This window comes from Endozoicomonas sp. 2B-B (assembly GCF_053470045.1).
On record NZ_JBLZMU010000001.1, the window covers coordinates 6541982 to 6557431 of the forward strand.

Here is a 15450-nt window from a genome sequence, read left to right on the forward strand (position 1 = left end):
AAGTGTCCAATCCTCCATATACGGACTTTAAGCGACAACGACAGACAAACGCCTCTTTAAACACTCTACACGGGTCAAATTACCCTGAATTTTTTTGTAAAATGTGGATAGAAATCCGGTTTATGGCCTTGCACCAGTGCCCATAGGCTGTTTTTCGATTCACCCCGAGGTCGTCAGCAATCACTCGCCAGGGCAATCCCGAAGCACGAAGCCAGATCAGCTTGCGTTCCTCCTCGCTGACCCATCGCAACCAGCGCATACACTTCACCATGCGATCCACTTCGTCTTCCGAGGGCTCAGGCAGTCTCAGGATTTTGTTTTCTCCCTGGTAGACCTCCCAGCGGTTGGGATTGATCTCCGGCCAGAAAGCGGAGTACCGGAGATTAATACCTGACGACACTCGTCGTGCCACCAGCCAGGCTTCCCGATAGCGATGGGCCAGTTCATCCTTGCACTCCATGACTTCAGCTCCTGTGGTTTTGTTATACAGGCAAGGCCGACCTGAAGGAGGCTCGCCTGTATATATTTATATATACGGTGTTGTTGAATTCTGAAAACTAGAAAATATTGCTTAATAAACAATCACTTACAGACTTCGGATTCCAGAATTCGGAAAAGCTGAGTTGAATTCTAAAAAGCCCACATAACCGTTTGAAATCCTTTTAAAAATAAGTTCTCAACCAGATTTCAATTTTTTTGAATTCTGCGAATTCTGAAATCTGGCCGAATTCTGAAAGGCCATTTTCAGTCGGTTTCTGACTTCTACAGGGCGTCCTGGTAAACCCAAACATCCGGATTTTCGACAGGCAGCAATGTGCCAGTATTGGGGCATTTGAAATCCGTTGGCCTGATGCTGCATAATGCCTCGCCATCCACGCCATAGGCCATGCCATCAACACATAAATACCCCAGTTTGCTGCGCTTTGGAGCAGGCAAATTATACTCGTCATAATCCCGGAAAAACTTGATATAGCCTTTGGTAGCCAACACCTGAATTCGATCATAGATGGTCGTTTTGCCACCCAGGCCCAGCTGGTTTTCAAACTGCTCAGAGAACTGGTTAACGGTGAACACCCTGCCTTTCAGTGCTTCCTGGTAGAGCAAGTTAACGATCACTTCCCGCTTCCTGATGCGCTCTGCATCGTGCTTCTTGCCTAACTCTTCACCCGCCAGACGCATACTGTTGGGAGGTGCTTCCCGCCATTGCCCATCTCTTTTGATGATCCTCTGAGCTTTCGGTGAAGGACCATTTCTCAACTCGTAATACAGCATCCGCTCGGGCTCCAGCTCTTCCGGCCTGAACAGCAACATCCCGGAGGTGTAGTAACCTCTTAGGCTGCCAGCCCCGGAAAGCGCCTGAAAAGGATCTTCCTCAAGCTGTCGTTTACTCATCTTTCGGGTGTGGTGAACGAGCACTATGCCTGCGTCCGGGTTGACGATATCCCGCAGTTGCTCCACTCGCTCCTTGAGAAAAAATAGCATAGCGTTGTTATCATTTTCGCTGCTGCCGTCCGGCCCCGGATCGAACACATTCCTGATGGGGTCAATAACAATGACATCAGGTCCTTCAGAAAAAGCCTGCTGAATCGCTCTGGCGATGATGGGCAAGCCCACCGCATTAAGGATCAGTTTTAACCGGGCTGTCATCACCAGGTTCTCTCGAACCCGGTTAAGCTGGAAGTCCTTGAGAGGTAATTGCTTCACCCGCTCACGCAGATAGTGGTATTGCACCTCGGCCTGTAGATAGAACACCTTCAGGGGACGACTGGGGCGCATATCCAGGAAGGTCAAGCCTGCCGACATATGCGCGAGAAGGTTAAGCAGGAAGTCACTCTTGCCTACCTTCGGAGCACCACCCAGCACCAACATGCCACCAGGCGTCAATATCCTCGGAGACAACAAATCCTCTGGCATGGGGGATTCATCATCCAGCAACTCACCAAAACGATAGACGGGCACAGACTCCTTGATCGTCTTTCGTCGTGTGGTAATCATCCATTGACGAATATCGAATGCCTCTGCCACAGCATCTGCTGCGTCCCACTTCTCAGGTTGCTGCTCAGGTGGTTTTAAGATAATGACGGAGGCCGCACCAGCATCAGAAATAGCCTGTGCCGCCTGCTGGGCGTAAAGCAATCCAGCCTCATCATGGTCGGGCCACACCAGCACTCGTTTGTTTTTAAGCGGAGACCAGTCCGTTTTATCCGTTGGAGCCTTGGCACCGTTCATGGCAGTTGTAGCACAATAACCAGTATCAATCAGTGCCTGAGCTGCTTTCTCACCCTCCACCAGCAGTACTTCGTCCGCTACCTTGATGCCCGGCTGGTTATAAAGCGGTCTCGGATTAGGAGCTTTGGTTTTACGGGTCTTGACGTCCCAGGGTCTGAACTCCTTTCCATCTGGTGTGTCATAACGGTAAACACAAGCAATCAAATTGCCTTCGGCATCTTGGTAGTCCCACTTGCCTGTGTGATGACCCAAGTCTTCATATTCTTCCTGGTGACTAACCGTAGCTGGTGGCGTGAATGACGGCATACCCAGCCACTCCGCCATGAGCTCTACAATTTCTGGAAAGTCCCTTTGAGGATCAAGAGACTGATGCGCTGCGGTCAGACTGATAATGTCACCGCCTTCACCGCTTTCAAAGTCGTGCCAAAGTCCACTGCCCAGCTTCACTTCCAGGCTCTTGCCCTTCTTGCCCTGGACGTTGCCCAATACAAACTTCTGACCTCGTTTTTTGCCATTGGGAAAGAGCCAGGCCAGGTACTCTGGCATTCGTTCCTGAATACGACGCTTAACGTCTTCCGCATCCCGTTTCTGCATCGTGCCCTGCTCTTGGGCATCGTTAAAATCAAGCCATTCGTTTTTCATTGTCACAGTCCCTGTAGGGAAAAGCCCACCCGCAGGTGGGCGTGAGGGCCTTAATCCCACTGGTTGTTGTAGCTTTCAGCCGGGTGAGGCGCTGAGTCCGGAGGACTGTAGAGCTGGGATTGCAGTTGAGCCTGAGGGTGGCCACCCAGCTGATTAGCAGGTGGATTCCCCTGAGGAGCAACCTGACCAAACATCAACTGGGCATATTGCTTGTGCTCCGGTGTGATGGCCTGCTTGATGACATTTTTGGGGTCGTCATACTGATCCTTTTCAGTACTGATTTTGGCGACGAACTCAATACCATCCAGCTCTGACAACGATTTCAACTGTCGGGCTTTATAAGCCGGTGGACTGTTATCCTCGGCCTTGATATTGCGGGCGGATTGCAAAACACCCCGGACAAAAGACCGGCCCATGTTTTCCCACTCCGGACCTTTGGGGCTGTGCATCCCGATCAGTGACCAAATCTTGCGCCTGGCGTACTGGCCTTCCAGCACAGTGAACTCAGCATTGAGGTAGATAGCTCCGGTATCGCCGCAAGTAGCATAACCACCGGTCCAGCCCATTTCGGGCTTGTCGTAGCCTCCTGGCTTGAGGGTCATACGTACCTTGACCAGAGTGCCTGAAGGAATGACATCGTAGCTGCCCTGATCGGTAGCATCGTTAAAGTCGTTCCAACGTGTCATAGCTCTTTGTTGGCTCATGGTTATTTCTCCGTTCCTTGAGGTTGAGTTTCAAACTGAACAGGCTGCCTTGACCCACTGCGGATCTTGGTAAACAGCTGTCCGAGATGGGGCGGTTCGTATACATCCAGACGACCGCTGCGATCCTTGGCCGGGTAGCCATAGGGGTTAAGGGTTTGGCAAACAAAAGTACGACGCAGGTTGCCTTCTTCATCGGGCAGACTACCCAGGGTGATCACTTGGTCAACGATGCCGGGAAGCTCCAGACCGGTTTTACTGCCTTCAATCTGCGGCTGGTGGAGCTTGCGGTTAAAGTCGTCCACCCGCTCCTCGAGGATGGCGACAAAGACCACATTCTTTCCCCTTGCGTGTTGCAGGTGGGTCAGGGCTGCAATCATCTCCTGACCGTGGAGGCCATAAGCGCCCCGAGTATCCGGCTTGCCGGTTTTCTCGGAGAACGCCTGGGGCTGGCCTTTGCACCACTGGAAGCAGAGTCGGCCCAGAACTGTGATGGAGTCGATAAAGTAGGTGTCGTATTTCTCCAACGACTCAGGGTCACCATACTTGCGACACACAGCCTCATAATGTGCTTTCGAGTACACCTGGTCGTCCCGAAGCGCTGGGTTAGGACCCGCCAGATAGACGGCAAAGTTTCGGAACTCCGGCCAAGTGGCTGGTCGAAGGGCATCACCGGGCCATTCCTGCACCGCCAGATCACCCGCTTCCAGATCCACAAACAAAGTGGTGTCCGGGTTAAGGCTCAACAGCTGGGTGGTTTTACCCACCCCACTGTTGCCCAGCAGCACGCACTTGATGCCCTTATGCTCCTCGCTGCGCTGGTCTGCATTGAGAATGGGAAGGCTCATTTCACACCTCCCACCAGCCGGTAAGTGCAACGACCTGGCTTCACTTGCAAAGCTGGCTCGAAGGATCGACGAATCTCTTGGGGCCAGAGATCAAACTTCTCCTGAGGCACCGAGTAGTGAACATCCAGGAACTCAGATGGGTCTTCACCCTGTTCCTGAATCCGCTGGGCTATTGTCTTCAGTTTCTGCTGATCCCAGTTGACTTCTCTGGGCAAATCCACCAGCACACGCGTTCCTTCGTCATCAAAACTGATGGTTCCGAAGTCCTGCTGCAACTGAGCTCGAACCTGGGAAGCCTTGTAGACATACTTGTAGGCGATCACTGACTCCAGCCAGTCTTTTTGCAGCTGGAGTTGCGCCAGGGCTTTATCCGTATCCCTGACCAGCGTCGCCAACTCCGCTCCGGAACGAGCTGCCAGTTCTGCGATTCCCATATTCTGGATGTTTTCCAGCTCACTGCTCATGACTCACCCTCCTGTTCCATCACCGGTGAGCCCACTGCGTTATAGAGCCGAGACTGCTCGTACTCCAGAACATCCGACAGGCGATACAGGATTCTGGCTCCGATCCGCATAAAGCGGGGACCGGTGCCGTCCTGTCGCATTCGGGCCAGAGACTTGATGCTGATATTGAGGCGTTTGGACAGCTGGAGTGAGTCCAGATGAACCACCTGATTTTCAGGTGTAGGACAAAGTGTAGGAGCAACGGCTCCCGGTAGTGTGTCTTGCATGATGACCTCCGTGCTTTTCGTGTTCATGCAAGACTGATACTGGGGGAATTACTGTAGGAGAAGTGTAGGAGCTGTAGGAGAAACTGTAGGAGGAGGTTTTTTGCTGAAATTAATGCAAAAAAAACCGGCTCAGGGGCCGGTATTAATGTCATTGTGATTTATTGATCAAGCTTCAGATGTTTGAAACATCTCCAGTTCTTCAAAAGCCTTTAACCAACATCGTCCTGAAGCTCCTGGCTCGTAGCCGATAAAATCTCTCCAGCGAGGTTCCTTGTGGAAGAACTGGCTGAGATTACTGGAACTGGACTCTTCCAGGAGTAACTGGGTCAGAATTCGAGGAGCCCCTCTTTTACCGGCCTGCACCAACTGATTCACCAGCTGGCAACGGGCTGGCCCACCTTTCAGTAGCCAGGGATCAAGGCCCAACACTCTCAGTATCCCGTTATGCTCATCCCAGATAATGCCTTCCCGCTCCAGTCTTGCCTGATCCGGATCAACATACGAAAGAAAGCGATTATAGTCGACAGCGACCGGACCTTTCGGCAATAACTCATCCAGAGGCAGTAACTGAAACCCAGGAGGTAAAATCATATAGCGGGACTTGGGCTTTTGGCTGGAAATCACTACACAGGAGGATAAGGATTGTGCAAACAAACAGTCAGCAATGTCATCAAAATTCGGGTTCAGCTCTCGAACCAGTAATACAGTGACGCCTTTGATCTCTCCCAGCTTCCAGACCCGGTCGTCCAGTATGGGTACTGCCTGATCCAGATTGAGCTTTTCAGCCAGCCACTCAGGGAACCATTCCATTCGGAATTTGTACATCCTCAACTCATCGTCTGTGACCTTTTGGCAGCCGTTGTAATAGTAGACAAACTCATCCTTGACCCTGTGTACCTGACGATAGCCGTCCTGCAAGTCATCAGGATAATCCACCATGATCAGCCGGTCATCGGCAGGGCCTTTCGGGATAAAGGCATTATTGCCAATGATGTCTTGCCAGCACTCAGGGTAATAGAACTTCAGCTCACTGATTCGCTCTTTATCCGTAGCTGCCTCAAAACAACTTTGTAAAAAATCAAACGCTTGTCGCTTCATCATCCTTGTCCTCCAGAAGAACCCCCATCTGCACCAGCAGATCATGATTCAAGTAGCGTTCTCGTTGAGACAGATCCCGTAATGAACAACCGTTGGGGGCTCTCAACTTAACCGTGATCGTTTCTTTCGGCAGGCTGCCCACAGCTTCACAAAGGAATGCCAGAGTCACGCCCCGAATACGGAGCTTGTTCGGATTCAGAAGGTTGATCCCAAGGTCTTCGATGGTTTGATAGGCATCCTTGTCAAAGAATTTTCTTGAAGTGGCTTTTAAGATCGCACCACCCCGCCCGGGCAATGTCTGAATGTCAATATTCTTGACTGTCACTTCCATGACTCCGTGCTTCAGATCAAAGCTATCTTCAAAATCAGGTCGCTGGCGAAAGATCTCCAGGTTGATCTGCCTAAGCTTCAGCTTTTCAGGGCTGTCTTCCTGTTCCAGAACCGACTCACAGAAGGCTTTCTTCAGCAGATTACGAATGGCTACCTGCTCTGCGTAGAGCTCAATAACACCGGTCTCCGGCTCATACGTCACTGCGTATTCACGAGCGGGGTGAATGGTTTTCAGTACTACATCCTTGCCTTCTTCATCGAGCACTTCGAAGCTGACCGGTAAGCCTTCCCGATAAATGATGAACTGCAACACAGTGACCAAACCCTGATGGTCACTATGACGCTGTCGCTTCTGCCGCCTGATCACCAGCTTGTCATTGTTGAACTGATCTCTGAGCTTCTGCACAAAGTCAGTCAGATCAACGTCTTTATCCAGAGGCATCGGAGTGGGAAGGTAATAGCCATCCCACATGCGACCATGATGTCGGTGATACTCCACATAGCGGATCTCTTCGGCTTTCCTGAAGTCGCTTTCATTCGCTGCCAGAAGCCGAAGGGCATTGTCGTATGGATTGCTGATGAAATTATGAGATAAGTCACTCATAACCTGTTGTCCGACCTCACAGGCCAGACCAACAATCCGGATAGCCACATACTCCAAACGAGCCTGGTCTTGCTCATCCAGCGTCAGAATATTTTTGTAGACTTCTTTGGGAGTAATGATGCGGGTCGTACCCGGAGAGACGGCGTTGAGGTCAATCTTGCAGAGTTCAAAAAAGGTATCTGACTCCAGATCAGCGCCTTGCAGTACTTGTTGGACTGCTTTCATACTGGCTCCTTGCCATGGCGTGAGTTAACCCTTAACTTCGTACGGATTAAACACTGTATAAATAATCAGCTATTCGGTCAATAGAGTACATTCAAAGACAGGGATAACAGATAGCAGATCGGAGGGTACAAACGGGGTCAAATTGCCCTTTTACAAAAGCTTCAGAGCTTCCGACAATAATCAATAAATCCGCACCACCCAGGGATGGGAGCCCAACATGAACAAAACCCCATCAAGCCACCAGCCGCACCCCAATACCCTGGCTATCTGCCAGATTCTGGCTGTCGCTATTGAACGTCGCCATATAAAGCAGCAGGAGCCGGAAAACACCGAAAGAGAGAAAGATAACTGGACTAATGCCGGAACCAGAGTCTGTATGTCTCATACGGTTCAACGACAGGAGTCCAACAATGAAGAATGAATTATCTGAACAGTCAAGTCTGGCGGCCAAGGTGGCCGCTATTCAGAAGATGTCCACCAAGGCACTGCTGGAACTCTGGCCAAAGCTCTATGGCACCAAAGCCCCCAGGCTCAATAAACGACTGCTGCGACAAAGATTGGCCTTTCGGGTTCAGGAGCTGGAACTGGGCAGCCTTTCCGAGAAGCACAAGAAGCAATTACAGCGACTGCAAAAGCCATCGACTAAAGACAAAGCTGTGCCCAAGGCCAGGGTCAACAAACCACCCGCAGGCACCCGGATTGTTAAGGAGTATGAAGGTGAGACCCATGAGGTGATTGTCACCAGGGAAGGTTTCGAGTACCGGGGGCAAATCTACCGGAGTCTTTCCGGGATCGCCAAGCTGATTACTGGAAGTCACTGGTCTGGGCCGGTGTTCTTCGGACTGAAAGGAAGCAGCCATGAGCGGGGAAAAAGCCATGGGAAAAAGTAAAAGCAAGATCAAGGACATCAAGCGCTGTGCGGTCTATACCCGCAAGTCTTCGGAAGAAGGTCTGGAGCAGGAATTCAATTCACTCCACGCCCAAAGGGAAGCGGGTGAAGCTTATATCACCTCCCAGAAACAGGAAGGCTGGATTCTGGTGCCGGATGAATACGACGATGGCGGCTTTTCCGGTGGCAATATGGAACGGCCTGCGCTTCAGCGATTAATGAAAGATGTGGAAGCGGGAAAGATTGATGTAGTGGTTGTTTATAAAGTGGACCGCCTCTCAAGGTCGCTGGCTGACTTTGCCCGGCTGGTGGAGGTGTTCGACAAGCATAAAGTATCCTTCGTCGCTGTCACCCAGCAGTTTAATACCACCAGCAGCATGGGACGACTGACGCTTAATATTCTATTGTCCTTTGCCCAGTTTGAAAGAGAAGTCACTGGGGAGCGCATCAGGGACAAGTTTCTGCTCTCCAAGAAGAAGGGTAAATGGATGGGTGGGACGCCACCGCTGGGCTATGACGTGGTGGATCGCAAGCTGATCCCCAATGAAGGAGAGGCGGTGATTATTCGGGAGATCTTCAAGATCTTTATTGAAACCCGCTCACAGGTTGAAACCGCCGAACGGATTAATGAAATGGGCTTCCGAACCAAGCGATTGCCACGCAAAGGTGGCCAAGTGGTCGGAAGCAAGAAGTTCACCCGCACCGCCATCTACAAACTACTTAAGAGCCGCCTCTATAAAGGTGAGATCGGACACAAGGGTGAATGGTACCCGGGTGAGCATAAAGCCCTCATCAAACCGGAGGTCTGGGCGAGGGCGGAGGCCATTCTCCAGAGCAACAGCTCGAACCGGCAGTCAGACAGCCGACACAGGCACAGTCCTTCCTTTCTGCGGGGGTTTCTGTTCGGTCCTGAACAGGAAGCCCTGATACCTACGGCCACCCGCAGCAAGGGCAAATTGCACCGTTACTACGTCAGTAGCGTGGCCCGGAGGCACGGCCACAAACATTCACACCTGCCTACCTTGCCCGCGAAGGAAATCGAGTTTTTGGTGGTGGAAAGTCTACGGGATTTACTGAAGCAGCCAGAGATTATTTTCACCACGTGGCAGATGCTGACGGATCAGGAAACGTTCAATGAAGATCAAGTCAGGGAAGCCCTGAACGACCTATCGGATATCTGGAATCTTCTGTTTCCCCAAGAGCAGCGCCGTTTAATGAAACTGCTGGTCAACCGAATAGACGTCCATCAGCAGGGCATTGAGATTCGGTTCCACCAGGAAGGGATACCCACCATCACCCATGAGTTACAAGGAGAAGTGACATGGCCATAAAAGTAACCGGCAAAGCGACCCGCACCTATCTCGAAGATGAGAACTGTATTCTGGTGCATATCCCCATCAAGTTCATCAACCGCAAGGGCAAGAGCCAGATCATCACACCGGATGGTCGTCCGGCACTGGAAGAGGTCGATCCGGCTTTGAGGAATGCTTTGGTCAGGGCGCATCGGTGGTTGAAGGCATTGGAAACAGGAAAAGAGAAGCACCTGAAAGTGTTGGCCAAAAAGGAAGGAATCAACAGTGAAAGCTATGCCTCGAAAATCCTCCGGCTGACCACTCTGTCGTCAGAGATTCAGGAAGCCATTATTGATGGTCGCAGCCTGGGAGGTTTGGTACTGGCTGATTTTATGAAGCCTTTTCCACTCTTGTGGTCGGAGCAGAAGAAGGCATTGGGTATACCGGAGGATTGATGTACTCCCTCCTTTTTACCCCTCGATTTTTAATCATAAAGTTCGCCGACCGTCCCCCACACATATCGCTAATAAAGTGCAAACCCAACACCCGTCCAAACACCCTGAAACCACTGATATCCAACTGTTTTTAAAGGGAAAATCAAAGTACGCACAAGAATTTTGAAAAGTGCGGATTTAAGAGAAGAGAAAGAGAAAAAGGCCTCAAAATGGCCAAAAATGGGCATTTTTACGGTTTTTGCCAGTGCGAAAATTAGACGACCAAAAAATGATAAAAGGCGAGATAGGCAGGGCAGAAACCACCCCCCAAAACGACAAAAAGCCCTATAAAAATAGGGCTTTCTGAAGATGGCGCGCTCGGTAGGATTCGAACCTACGACCGCCTGGTTCGTAGCCAGGTACTCTATCCAGCTGAGCTACGAGCGCGTAATACTAAATTGTTCACTGGCGGTGAGGGAGGGATTCGAACCCTCGATACGTTTCCGTATACACACTTTCCAGGCGTGCTCCTTCGGCCACTCGGACACCTCACCATTGTCGTCGCCCGCATCTGTTGCTGCGAACGGAGCCGTACTTTATAGCAGGACCGTCTGAAAGGCAAAGCCAAAATGCACTTTTTTTCTACTTTTAGGACAATTACTTAACTGTTAAACGGCTAAGTCCGAACTTGCGTTTGAGAATAGCCTCAAACCATGAAACAGGCAGACATCTTTTTAGCCCGGGCAGCGCCCAACTGCCATTGCCCACTCTTAAAATGCCCTGCTGGTTTGATGACTCCAGCCATGAAGCAATCTCTGATGCTACTTTTTTGGCAGGGGTGGGCCTATCCTGAGAGGCATTCGCTCGAGCTCTGACTCCCTCTTCGATAGGAAAATACAGGGAGTCTTCAGAAAAAACCCGGTCAAGAGCTTCATTGGCATTCTCTGCAAAACGGGATTTGATCGCTCCGGGCAATACGGTCAGAACTCTTATGCCAAACGGCTGAAGCTCCATCCTCATAGCATCGGAAAAGGCGTTGAAGGCAGCTTTTGAAGCGCAGTAAAGCCCTGAGAAGGGCGTGGTAACTTCTCCTGAAACACTGCCAATATTAATGATTGTTCCTTCCTTATTAGTACACATTTTCTTGATAACTTTATTGGCTAACAACACCGGTGCAAATACATTGGTCTCAAATTGCTTCAGAAGTTCTTCTCTGGGTAATTCAGCCACTGCTCCCATTCCGCCATAGCCTGCATTATTGATCAGAACATCCAGCTTACCCTCTTCTTCCTGAATCTCTTTCAGTATCCTGCCAACCTGATTTTCATCGGTAACATCCAGCTCTGCTGTCCTGATACTTCTATCTGACAGATGTTTGATTGATTCCAGCTTTCTTGCTGTAGCCCAGACTTTATACCCCCTCTGATCCAACTCCAGGGCCAACGCCAGACCAATACCGGATGAACAGCCGGTAATCAGTACATTTTTCATTGCTTCACTCCATAAACCGGGACTTCTGGTCTATTAAACGGCTGCAGACCACAGGACACCAATCATCTCAGGCAGGTCATCTATAACAACTCGACAGTCATCATATTAACTTTTCGGCCCAATCTTGACCCGGTAAAAAATAATCAGATCCTTGGGCAGATTATTCTTTACCGGCTAAAAAAATCAGAAGCAGTGAACCCAACGTCAGCTCTTGGTGTAAGCACCGGAAGAGTATATAAGCTCGTAGCTGTGGCTGTAGATTTCCAGAATATTGCCGAACGGGTCTTCCATATAAACCATGCGATAGGGCTTTTCGTCCGGGTAGTAGTATCTTACCGGCATGCGCTGCTTACCACCTGCGGCAACGATTTTATCTGCCAGACCTTCAACATCCGGGTCCTGAACACAGAAGTGAAAGACACCGGGTTTCCAGTATTCAAAGTTATTGTCGCGCTCTTCGTAGTTCTTGAATTCGAAAAGCTCTACACCGATTCTGTCGCCTGTTGACAGGTGAGCGATACGGAATGATCCCCACTCAGGACCAAAAACATCAGTACACATGACTCCAATAGCACTATCATCTTCTACAATCTCAGTGGGCTCCATAATCAGGTACCAGCCCAGCACTTCGGTGTAGAACTTAACGGCTTTCTCCAGATCCGGTACTGAGATACCTATGTGGGAAAAGGTACGAGGGTAAACTGTATTAGACATTGAACAAACTCCATCCGTTTTTCATCAATGGCTGCAGTTTAAAAAGCTCACCAAAAAACGTAAAATTATCATTTATGATATTTTTGATAATATTTTATTATGGTAAATCCCGCCTGGCTGAGAACCTTCATCACTCTGACCGAACAGGGCCACTTTACCCGAACCGCAGACCTTCTGGCTATGACCCAACCCGGAGTCAGCCAGCACATTAAAAAGCTGGAAAGTCACTATCAGACAAGTCTGATCAACCGCCAGGGCAAACACTTTGAGCTGACTCCATCCGGTGAAATGGTGTATCGCTTTGCCCTTAAAATACTTGAAGGTGAAGAAAACCTGAGGGAGACTCTGAACAAGGACGACCCCCATTCCGGCTTATGTCGTCTATCTTCACCCGGGGCTCTGGGTCTGGCTCTTTACCCGAAACTCATCAACGCCCAGAAAAAATACCCTGGCCTGAAAATATTTTTTGAGATTGCCCCGAACCACCGGATTGAATCTGAATTGCTGAACAACCGTCTGGACTGTGGGTATATGAGCCAGAAGCCCGAATCCAGCAGCCTGGAAGCTGAATCTGTCATGACTGAACAAGTCTGTCTGGTCGTGCCTGCAAACTTCCAACTTCAGGAATATGAACAGTTGCAGACACTGGGCATGATTCATCACCCGGACGCAGAACATCATGCCAGCCTGCTGCTTCAGGAAAATTTTCCTGACGCCTTCAGGGGCATCTCTGACTTCCCTGCCCAAGGCTACATCAACCAGATTAACCTGATACTTGAACCGGTAGCAGCGGGACTGGGGTTTACGGTGCTGCCTGAATCAGCCGTCAGATCTTACGCTTTTCCTGAAAGAATCAAGGTTGTCACGCTGCCTCAACCTGCTTATGAAACAATCTACCGGGTTTTTAAAAAGCACCGGCTACTCCCTTCCAGATTCCAGTTTATCCAGGAAACGCTTTTTTCGAATCCAGTGTCGATGCAGAAAACCGATAAACAGTTTTATCAAACTTCATCACCCTGAATAGATTGCTGATCAGACTCAATGACTCTATCGCTTCCCAGGTCAGCTGTTTCCAGCGTCTGTCTGGGCAGCTCTTTTTTAACACGCACTCCCAGGGTTAGGAACTGATCCGCCTGAGATATCAGATTCCCCCGACCATGCTTCAAGTTTCCCATAGCGTCATCATAAGTGCTTCTGGCACTGGTCAGTTGTTGATCCAGCTTTTCCATCTTTTCAACAAAAACACGAAGCTTGTCGTACACCTGACGAGCCTTGTCAGCCAGTTTTCGGGCATTGGCATTCTGTCTTTCTATCGTCCAGAGATTAGACACTGTCCTGAGCGTGGCCAGCAGCGTGGTGGGTGTCACAACCACAATACGCTTCTCAAAAGCCTCATTGAATAGTTGTTGGTCATGCTGGAAGGCCACCATGAAAGCGGGTTCAACAGGCATGAACATAAAGACGAAGTCAGGAGCTTTAACCTCTGGCAGCGAGGGATAATCTTTTTCGTTAAGACTCCGGATGTGATTCCGGATGCTTTGTATATGTCGCTTCAGAGCAGCTTCGCGCTCAGCATCGGTTTCGGCATTGACATAACTCAGATAGTCCACCAGTGAAACTTTGGAGTCAATGATCAGATGCTTTTGTTCCGGTAGATAGACGATAAAGTCAGGCCGCTTGTTCTGGCCTTCTTCATCCCTGAAATTGGCTTCCCGCTCGAACTCCTGCCCTTTAATCAGGCCACTGCTTTCCAGAATCTTTGCAACCTGCAATTCCCCCCAGTTGCCCTGCAACTTTTTATCACCTTTGAGGGCTCTGGCAAGGTTGCCTGCTTCATTGGTGATCTTCTGGTTCAGATTATGCAGGGTTTCCAGCTGTTGTTTGAGTGCAGCGCGACCTTCATTATCCGCTTTTCTGGCTTCTTCGACCTTGTTGCGAAACTCACCCAGTTGTTCTTTAAAAGGTTTTAGCAGATTTTCCAGACCTGCCTGATGCTGCTGTGAAACCGATTGACTCTTGGCTTCCAGAATCTCGTTAGCCAGATTGCCAAATTCTTCCTTGAGCGCCTGTTTATTGTCTTCCAGCTGCCGCAATGACTTTTCATTTTGCAACTGCTGCTCTTCCAACCTGACCTTCAGCTCCCTGACCTGCTTTTCTGCACTGAACCTGGCCTCCTGCTCATCCTGCTGTTTAAGCAGACCTTTCCTGATCAGCTCTTCCTTTTCTTCAACTCTGCGCTTTTCATTACACAACAGAGTTTCCAGTTTTCCTTTTAAAATGTGCAGGTCACGATTGTCGTGTTGCAGCTTTTCTCTGGCAATGGAATGCTGTTCCTGCTCTGCGACAAGTTCAGAAATTCTGTGATCCTGCTGCTGGATTTGTGCAGCCAACTTTGCCAATTCGGCGGCCGCTCTCTGTCTGGCAAACAGCCAGGATAATCCGGAACAGACCAGAACTAAAAGAATGGCCACAGCCATTTCACTTGCAGACATGCACGCTCTCTCATCAGCACAGGTTAGATAATTACTGGTGAACATTACGGTATTTTTACTGAAATCAACAGCGCAGCACTGTTGTCTATCCCTGCCACTTTCGTGCTCAGAAACGTGCTTTCTGCCATACTTCGTAACACATTAACCCGGACTTCACCCCATGAGTAAAGAGATTGAAGCAGTCAGCCAATGGCTTAAAGAGGTAGTGATCGGCCTGGATCTCTGCCCCTTTGCGGCCTGGCCAGAGCAGCACAACCAGATTCGTATCACCCTCTCAAGGGATACCTCGGAAGAAGCCCTGCTGGAGACGTTGCAGTCTGAACTTACGCTGGCTGCCGAAACACCGGCCAGTGAACTGGAAACCACCCTGATTGTCATTCCGGACATGCTTCAGGATTTTGATGACTACAACCAGTTTCTGCATCATGTGGATGCCCTGCTTCGCGGCTTCCACTGGGAAGGTCAGTTCCAGGTAGCCAGTTTTCACCCAAACTACTGCTTCGCCGATACCAACCCGGATGATGATGAAAACCTGACTAACCGCTCCCCCTACCCTCTACTGCATATTATCCGGGAAGACAGTCTGGAAAAGGCTCTGGCCAGTCACCCGGACCCCGATGGCATTCCCGATAGAAATATTAAACAGATGAATAACCTGACTGCCGATGAGAAGTTAAAGTTGTTTCCTTATCTCTTTGTTCGCAAAACTTGCTCTTAGACCTGCTTTTAAA

General features: G+C 49.9%; 17 protein-coding genes and 2 tRNA genes. 6 read left to right on the forward strand and 13 right to left on the reverse strand.

Annotated features, from left to right (window positions below):
• Positions 1–79 precede the first annotated feature (79 nt).
• The 8 genes from ACOMHB_RS23240 to ACOMHB_RS23275 form a co-directional block, all read right to left on the reverse strand.
• Positions 80–460: a DUF6362 family protein gene (locus tag ACOMHB_RS23240; protein WP_317144898.1), complete on the reverse strand. Its 381-nt coding sequence runs from the start codon at positions 458–460 to the stop codon at positions 80–82.
• Positions 461–762: 302 nt separating this feature from the next.
• A complete protein-coding gene (locus ACOMHB_RS23245) occupies positions 763–2871 on the reverse strand; it encodes an AAA family ATPase (RefSeq protein ID WP_448218416.1) in 2109 nt (702 codons plus the stop codon).
• A gap of 50 nt (positions 2872–2921) precedes the next feature.
• Positions 2922–3575: a hypothetical protein gene (locus ACOMHB_RS23250; RefSeq protein ID WP_448218417.1), complete on the reverse strand. Its 654-nt coding sequence runs from the start codon at positions 3573–3575 to the stop codon at positions 2922–2924.
• A gap of 2 nt (positions 3576–3577) precedes the next feature.
• Complete coding sequence (locus tag ACOMHB_RS23255; RefSeq protein ID WP_448218418.1) at positions 3578–4420, reverse strand: ATP-binding protein; 843 nt, start codon at positions 4418–4420, stop codon at positions 3578–3580.
• Positions 4417–4884, reverse strand: a complete 468-nt coding sequence (locus tag ACOMHB_RS23260) for a hypothetical protein (protein ID WP_448218419.1) — start codon at positions 4882–4884, stop codon at positions 4417–4419. Before ACOMHB_RS23260 ends, ACOMHB_RS23255 begins: the two co-directional genes overlap by 4 nt.
• Complete coding sequence (locus tag ACOMHB_RS23265; protein ID WP_317144893.1) at positions 4881–5150, reverse strand: helix-turn-helix domain-containing protein; 270 nt, start codon at positions 5148–5150, stop codon at positions 4881–4883. The genes ACOMHB_RS23260 and ACOMHB_RS23265 overlap by 4 nt, the downstream gene beginning before the upstream one ends.
• A 165-nt stretch (positions 5151–5315) precedes the next feature.
• Positions 5316–6251: a hypothetical protein gene (locus tag ACOMHB_RS23270; RefSeq protein ID WP_448218420.1), complete on the reverse strand. Its 936-nt coding sequence runs from the start codon at positions 6249–6251 to the stop codon at positions 5316–5318.
• Positions 6229–7407 (reverse strand): hypothetical protein, encoded by a 1179-nt coding sequence (locus ACOMHB_RS23275; RefSeq protein ID WP_448218421.1) that lies wholly within the window; start codon positions 7405–7407, stop codon positions 6229–6231. Before ACOMHB_RS23275 ends, ACOMHB_RS23270 begins: the two co-directional genes overlap by 23 nt.
• A 217-nt stretch (positions 7408–7624) precedes the next feature.
• On the opposite strand from ACOMHB_RS23275, the gene ACOMHB_RS23280 reads away from it, so the two are divergent.
• From ACOMHB_RS23280 to ACOMHB_RS23295, 4 genes are read left to right on the forward strand one after another with little or no spacing between them, the layout of a single operon-like run.
• A complete protein-coding gene (locus tag ACOMHB_RS23280) occupies positions 7625–7828 on the forward strand; it encodes a hypothetical protein (protein WP_448218422.1) in 204 nt (67 codons plus the stop codon).
• Complete coding sequence (locus ACOMHB_RS23285; RefSeq protein ID WP_448218423.1) at positions 7818–8297, forward strand: DUF2924 domain-containing protein; 480 nt, start codon at positions 7818–7820, stop codon at positions 8295–8297. Before ACOMHB_RS23280 ends, ACOMHB_RS23285 begins: the two co-directional genes overlap by 11 nt.
• Positions 8266–9627, forward strand: a complete 1362-nt coding sequence (locus tag ACOMHB_RS23290; protein WP_448218424.1) for a recombinase family protein — start codon at positions 8266–8268, stop codon at positions 9625–9627. Before ACOMHB_RS23285 ends, ACOMHB_RS23290 begins: the two co-directional genes overlap by 32 nt.
• Entirely contained in the window at positions 9618–10043 is a 426-nt protein-coding gene (locus ACOMHB_RS23295; protein ID WP_448218425.1) for a hypothetical protein, read from the forward strand. Before ACOMHB_RS23290 ends, ACOMHB_RS23295 begins: the two co-directional genes overlap by 10 nt.
• A 349-nt stretch (positions 10044–10392) precedes the next feature.
• Here ACOMHB_RS23295 and ACOMHB_RS23300 read toward each other — a convergent pair.
• The 4 genes from ACOMHB_RS23300 to ACOMHB_RS23315 form a co-directional block, all read right to left on the reverse strand.
• Positions 10393–10469: transfer RNA gene (locus ACOMHB_RS23300), tRNA-Arg, on the reverse strand.
• 19 nt (positions 10470–10488) lie between these two features.
• A tRNA-Ser gene (locus ACOMHB_RS23305) sits at positions 10489–10576 on the reverse strand.
• Positions 10577–10679: 103 nt separating this feature from the next.
• Positions 10680–11513: an SDR family oxidoreductase gene (locus ACOMHB_RS23310; RefSeq protein ID WP_448218426.1), complete on the reverse strand. Its 834-nt coding sequence runs from the start codon at positions 11511–11513 to the stop codon at positions 10680–10682.
• A gap of 204 nt (positions 11514–11717) precedes the next feature.
• Entirely contained in the window at positions 11718–12227 is a 510-nt protein-coding gene (locus ACOMHB_RS23315) for a lactoylglutathione lyase family protein (protein WP_317144884.1), read from the reverse strand.
• 99 nt (positions 12228–12326) lie between these two features.
• On the opposite strand from ACOMHB_RS23315, the gene ACOMHB_RS23320 reads away from it, so the two are divergent.
• Positions 12327–13247 carry a LysR family transcriptional regulator gene (locus tag ACOMHB_RS23320; RefSeq protein ID WP_448218427.1) on the forward strand — a complete coding sequence of 307 codons (921 nt, stop codon included), beginning with the start codon at positions 12327–12329 and terminating at the stop codon, positions 13245–13247.
• Here ACOMHB_RS23320 and ACOMHB_RS23325 read toward each other — a convergent pair.
• Entirely contained in the window at positions 13229–14719 is a 1491-nt protein-coding gene (locus ACOMHB_RS23325) for a DNA recombination protein RmuC (RefSeq protein ID WP_448218428.1), read from the reverse strand. The genes ACOMHB_RS23320 and ACOMHB_RS23325 overlap by 19 nt on opposite strands.
• A 160-nt stretch (positions 14720–14879) precedes the next feature.
• On the opposite strand from ACOMHB_RS23325, the gene ACOMHB_RS23330 reads away from it, so the two are divergent.
• Entirely contained in the window at positions 14880–15437 is a 558-nt protein-coding gene (locus tag ACOMHB_RS23330) for a DUF1415 domain-containing protein (RefSeq protein ID WP_448218429.1), read from the forward strand.
• The last annotated feature ends 13 nt before the right edge of the window (positions 15438–15450 follow it).

Bases quoted from the DNA above. Each gene is read 5' to 3' on its own strand.
- ACOMHB_RS23240 (WP_317144898.1), bottom strand. From the start codon at position 460: ATGGAGTGCAAGGATGAACTGGCCCATCGCTATCGGGAAGCCTGGCTG.
- ACOMHB_RS23280 (WP_448218422.1), top strand. From the start codon at position 7,625: ATGAACAAAACCCCATCAAGCCACCAGCCGCACCCCAATACCCTGGCT.
- ACOMHB_RS23265 (WP_317144893.1), bottom strand. From the start codon at position 5,150: ATGCAAGACACACTACCGGGAGCCGTTGCTCCTACACTTTGTCCTACA.
- ACOMHB_RS23270 (WP_448218420.1), bottom strand. From the start codon at position 6,251: ATGATGAAGCGACAAGCGTTTGATTTTTTACAAAGTTGTTTTGAGGCA.
- ACOMHB_RS23250 (WP_448218417.1), bottom strand. From the start codon at position 3,575: ATGAGCCAACAAAGAGCTATGACACGTTGGAACGACTTTAACGATGCT.
- ACOMHB_RS23245 (WP_448218416.1), bottom strand. From the start codon at position 2,871: ATGAAAAACGAATGGCTTGATTTTAACGATGCCCAAGAGCAGGGCACG.
- ACOMHB_RS23330 (WP_448218429.1), top strand. From the start codon at position 14,880: ATGAGTAAAGAGATTGAAGCAGTCAGCCAATGGCTTAAAGAGGTAGTG.
- ACOMHB_RS23275 (WP_448218421.1), bottom strand. From the start codon at position 7,407: ATGAAAGCAGTCCAACAAGTACTGCAAGGCGCTGATCTGGAGTCAGAT.
- ACOMHB_RS23260 (WP_448218419.1), bottom strand. From the start codon at position 4,884: ATGAGCAGTGAGCTGGAAAACATCCAGAATATGGGAATCGCAGAACTG.
- ACOMHB_RS23290 (WP_448218424.1), top strand. From the start codon at position 8,266: ATGAGCGGGGAAAAAGCCATGGGAAAAAGTAAAAGCAAGATCAAGGAC.
- ACOMHB_RS23310 (WP_448218426.1), bottom strand. From the start codon at position 11,513: ATGAAAAATGTACTGATTACCGGCTGTTCATCCGGTATTGGTCTGGCG.
- ACOMHB_RS23255 (WP_448218418.1), bottom strand. From the start codon at position 4,420: ATGAGCCTTCCCATTCTCAATGCAGACCAGCGCAGCGAGGAGCATAAG.
- ACOMHB_RS23315 (WP_317144884.1), bottom strand. From the start codon at position 12,227: ATGTCTAATACAGTTTACCCTCGTACCTTTTCCCACATAGGTATCTCA.
- ACOMHB_RS23285 (WP_448218423.1), top strand. From the start codon at position 7,818: ATGAAGAATGAATTATCTGAACAGTCAAGTCTGGCGGCCAAGGTGGCC.
- ACOMHB_RS23295 (WP_448218425.1), top strand. From the start codon at position 9,618: ATGGCCATAAAAGTAACCGGCAAAGCGACCCGCACCTATCTCGAAGAT.
- ACOMHB_RS23320 (WP_448218427.1), top strand. From the start codon at position 12,327: ATGGTAAATCCCGCCTGGCTGAGAACCTTCATCACTCTGACCGAACAG.
- ACOMHB_RS23325 (WP_448218428.1), bottom strand. From the start codon at position 14,719: ATGTCTGCAAGTGAAATGGCTGTGGCCATTCTTTTAGTTCTGGTCTGT.